Here is a 5,173-nt window from a genome sequence, read left to right on the forward strand (position 1 = left end):
GCATATCTATATGTTTTTTTAGCATATTTCTTGCTGTGAATTCGATACCTTTAGCCTCACCTCTAGCCTCACCTCTAGCCTCACCTAATTGCATACCTTCAGCTTTACCTACTACTTTTCCCTCTTCTATCCAACTATCTGCAATGGTTTTCATAAGCTCCTCACTTTGTCCTTTTTCTTTTAAGATGTCTTTTATGATTTGTAAAAAATCTTCTTTTTTATTTTTTGCAATTCTGCCCACAGTATACCATACCAATCCTTTAAAAGAAAGGAATTGAGCTTTTTGCTCCTCCAAGTCCATTAAGGCGTATATTTCTTTTACAGCTGAAGAAAAAATATGAAACAAATTCCTTTTCTCATCCAAATGTTTTAGAAAATACTCGAACAACTGCTTCTCTTTCTTTAAAATCGCATCTTCCATTTTTTGTAAGTCTACAAGTAAGTATTCTTCGTTTTCTACAATCTTTGCTTCTGCTGGCTCTGCAAAAAGATTCCAAAATATTCTAGAAGCGGTATACGTATCTTTTCCATTGTAGACTACCGCAGAGTATATTACAGGCAGGTCGCTTTTTGGATATTCCGTTTGGAATCTTGCCCAAATCTGGTCCTTGTACTGCCTTAACCTCCAGGCAATCTTGTGGTCATTGCTAGATTGGTGTTCTACAAGGAAATACACGTATCTTTTTTTGTCAGCTGTAGAAAACAATAGGTCACTATGGTATTTAGCATAACTTTCGTCAACAAAACTAGAAGGCTCCATCTTTAACTTTTTAATATCTATTTTTTCTAAAATCCTCTTTGGCAGATGCCGTGAAAAAAATCTTTCTCTCTGACATGGATCAGACATCATCTGCTTAAAAAAAGCATCATGCTTTGCGTTTGCTGTTGTAGGTGTATCTTTACTCATCTTTTGACCTCATATTCGTATCCACCTTTTTCCTTTACAAATTTCTCAAGAACATCTAGCTCTTTTGCTTCTTGTAGCTCATATTGATTGATATCTTTAGCGCTTGATATTACATTTTCTGCTGCACTAACCCCATTTTCTTTTATCAACTGATCTAAATCTTTTACTCCTTTTGGGAATTTTATTTCACTGACTTTTATATCATTATTATTTTCATATATCATGCTTGCTATATGCCTAAATGCTGTTTTTCCTGCTTCATCATTATCTAGGCATAATTTAACTTCGCGAGTTCCGAGCTCTTTAATCAACCCAACTTGCCTTATGTTCATACCAGTTCCCCCAATTGCTACTACATTTTTAAGTCCAGCAGATTTTGCTCTTAAGCTGTCCATAATACCTTCTACTATTATCACTGGCTTCTTTGCATCAATATTTTCTATCCCAAGCATAGTACTGCTCCTTGCAAGTCCTTTGCTATATACATATTTTGGAAACTTCGAATCTTCTTTATATTTTATATCCCGTGCCACAATTCCAATTATATTACCTGACTTGTCGCTGTATGACATAATCATTTTATGGCCATAATTGCCGATGCATCCCAAAGATCTGAGTAAGTCATCTATTTTTTCTTTAGATACGCCCTGTTCTACCAATGATTTTACCAACTCGGCTTTACTAGGTAAATATCCTATCCCCATATCTTTAATCCCCTTTGTGCTCAATCTACGCTCTTCTTTTAGATATCTCTCTACCTGATTATTTTTTATCTCCATCTTATCTAAACAATGATTATGCAGCTTCTGCCATATATCACTAGAAATCTTCTGCTCTATGATTTTAGGCTCAGACTTTCCTAGCTCCTTTGTATTCTGACTTTTATCGAGGATCTGTCTATCTTTTAATATTGATAATTTATCATTAAAATACGACTTAATACCCGATGCAACCGCTAAATACTCAAATACATCCTTCTTATCACTGGTACCCTTTATTTCACTGACATAATCCCATATGCTTTTGCTCTCTCTTGTATAATCCACCAATAATCCTGGATTATTTTCATATACATACACTTTTCCCTTTCTGCCACAACTACCGTCTACCTTCTGACCTGTTGTTGATACATAAGAATTCCCTCTCCTAATAAAGCCAAACTCCGGCAATATAGACGGCAATCGATGATATAATGCTCTATAGATATCTTTTGTGCTTACTTTTTTATCTATTCTATAATTCTCTCTTGACTGCAAGCCTCTGGCAATTGATTTTATATATTGGCCAGCAGTTTCTCTTTCATAATTACTCGATTTCCAGTCATATTTTAATTCAGGTACTAATACTGTTCTGATATTTCCAAGATTATCTATGCTTTTTGTAACTCTAATCTCATCTCCCTCCTTCACCGAAGCTTCTAACTTTACATTAGATACTGCATAATGCAGAAGATCTGCATATCCTAGTATCGCAGATTCTTTGCCATTTATTTCCATCCTCCCCAAATAATCGAATTTTTTTTCATTTTCTACTTCTGTTTCAAATGAAACTGACCCTAGTTCTTGAACAATATTTTTCGCAAAATATTCCATTTCATTTGTATAATGAGCCCGCATTAACTCCTTTTTATCAATGCCTACTTCTAAATCCTTAATTCCTGCTTTATCTATCTCAAAGCCCTTGTTTTGGCCAAATATCCCTGCAGTATCTTTATAATCTGATTTGACAAAATCCAAAGTTAAATCCTTTCTATTTTCTCTGCTTAAGCTATTCACTAACTCCCTAATTCCGTCAAACCTATCTCTCGACCAGTAGACTGCAACTGATTCTCTATGCCTGCTCATCCCTACATATGCAGCATGCTTATCTAAATACTTAGATGCCAGTAAAAAGCTCTTATCAACAGTCATTCCCTGTGACTTATGTATTGTAGCTGCATATCCATGATCTATATCTTTATAATCCCATATATCAAATTTTACCGCTCCGCCCTTATCAAGATTAACCGTGAATCTATTTTGAGATATCCTCAATATTGTAGCAAGTGTTCCGTTCTTTACTCCCAGCTCTTTATCATTCTTCAAGAAATATATTCTATCACCAATTGCAAAATCTCTTTTACCTCTTTCTGTATCATAACTTGCACCAGCTCCTATCTCTCCATAAGATTTCCTTACTTCCCTTGCTCTCTCATTCAAATCCCTAACTTCTTTTCTAGTATAAGCTAGCATTATCGAGGATTTCTCCTCCTGCATACATTCGTGCCAGTCATGCACCATTTTTTCTTTAAGAGCATCTGAGCTATCAAATGCATGAACCATCCCCTTGCGACTATAAGCTCTTATTACATCTCCTATCTCTCCAAGTGCAAGTGATTTTGTAGCCTCTTGTTGCCAGCCCTCACGCTGCCTCCTGGTTTCATTCATCTCACTAAAGCCTACTCTCTCTATTACCCCTCTAAATGCCGCTCCTGCTTCTATTGATTGCAACTGCTCAGGATCTCCTACCATGACTACCTTAGCTTGAGCTGCAGTTGCCTCATCCATTATTCTTGCTATATCACGGCTTCCAAGCATTCCTGCCTCATCTACCACTACTATATTATTCTTGCTAAGCTTCTCTCTATCATTTTCCCAATTAATTATCCTATTTGCCACTGTATAACTTTTTATACCACTACCACCTTCTAGATTTTCTGCTGCAATCCCAGATAATGTCATACCAACCACCTTGTATCCTGATGCTTCCCAAGCCTCTCTTGCAGCTCCAAGTGTATAACTTTTACCACTTCCTGCAATACCTACAACGCAAGCTATATCCCTATCTCCTGTAATATGTCTAAATGACTCTCTTTGGCTTTTATCTAAGCCATATTTTCCTGCTATATTCTCTCTTCTTTCTAAATCCACCTGATGACCAGCACTATTATCAAGCTCTTGTGCCTGCCTCACCATTCTATATTCGAGCTCTACCATTGATTTTGAGCTATATCTGCCAAGCCCTTTGTCATCTTCCCCGAGATATTTAAGCTCCGGCGAAGACAAAACCCTATAACACACTCTGGCAAATTGATCATAATCCACTGTATGACGATGAATAAATTTAGCTAGCTCATGATAATCAAATGTTGATTTATATTTAGTCAGTGCATCTATAGCAATTCCAGGATCATTATGTATCTTTTCTCCATTGCGCCTTGCTATATCTTCATGCTCTTTTACTTTCTCACTATAACGTTCTCTTCCGCCATTTGGCCCTATCTTATTTTGCGGCTCTAAGTCTATTCCACGCTCTTTATTGCTTCTATGATCTATCCTTATATCTAATCCTGCTTTTGCCAGATGTTTATTTGTATAATTAGCCCATTCTTCTCTCCATTTATACAAAACAGGCTGCTTGTCCCATTCTACTACTTTTTTACCAAACCCTTCCTCTGATACCTCTCTAGTTGTAAGCATAATATGTGCATGCGGCTGATCCTTACCATGTCCTTTGTGAATACATATATCTGCAATCATCCCCAGAGATACAAATTGATTCCTAACATAGTCTTTTACCAATTTGATGTTTTGTTCATCGCTAAGTTCTCTTGGTAAGGAGACCTCTATCTCTCTTGCAAGTTGAGAGTCTTTCCTTTTCTCAACAGCCTCTACTTTGTTCCATAGAACTTCTCTATCTGATAATCTAATATGTACGTTTTTACAGAGTAAAACCTCCTTATATAGTAAATCGCTTTTGTTTCTATAATCAAAAGTTTTATCTATTCTTTGATCGTGTAATTTCTCTGCTGATCTATATGCAGCTTTCCCTACTGCACTATGTCCCTTACTTCTCGTAATCATTTGATAACTAAAGTGACATATCGCCATATTACACAACCTTTATATCTTGCTAATATAATTTTAAAATTAATAATTTATTAAATTCAGTTAGATCCAAACAGTAGTAAAATATCGAATTTTTAATGCTATATAAATTAATAACTATATTATTAAAATGAGTATTTACTAAATATAAAAGTTTTATACCAAATATAATAAAACATCCTAATTGATCTTTTAATTTTGTATAATTCATCTTTACTTTATTAATTCTTATTAATTAACAATACTATAAGTAGTAAATTAGATTTTTATAAATAGTTATCTAAAAATATTCTTTTTCTTTAATTTCTAAAGTGTTTTAGTTGTTGCAAGCAACAACGTAGCGCGCACTTAATAGCAGTGGGCTATATATTATTTTTATTTGTAGTTTTTGTCAATCTAT

2 protein-coding genes are annotated in these 5,173 nt (G+C 35.1%); both read right to left on the minus strand.

Annotated elements, in window-relative coordinates; genetic code table 11:
• Positions 1–907 (minus strand): Rpn family recombination-promoting nuclease/putative transposase (locus IHI24_RS04535; protein ID WP_194966879.1); only part of this gene is annotated, 907 nt, incomplete at its 3' end.
• Positions 904–4,776: a Ti-type conjugative transfer relaxase TraA gene (gene traA, locus IHI24_RS04540; protein WP_267463602.1), complete on the minus strand. Its 3,873-nt coding sequence runs from the start codon at positions 4,774–4,776 to the stop codon at positions 904–906. The genes traA and IHI24_RS04535, both read right to left, overlap by 4 nt.
• Positions 4,777–5,173: the final 397 nt, after the last annotated feature.

Origin of the sequence: Rickettsia endosymbiont of Cardiosporidium cionae (assembly GCF_015476335.1) — a bacterium.
Classification (GTDB): domain Bacteria; phylum Pseudomonadota; class Alphaproteobacteria; order Rickettsiales; family Rickettsiaceae; genus JADHZC01.

Bases quoted from the DNA above. Each gene is read 5' to 3' on its own strand.
- traA (WP_267463602.1), bottom strand. From the start codon at position 4,776: ATGGCGATATGTCACTTTAGTTATCAAATGATTACGAGAAGTAAGGGA.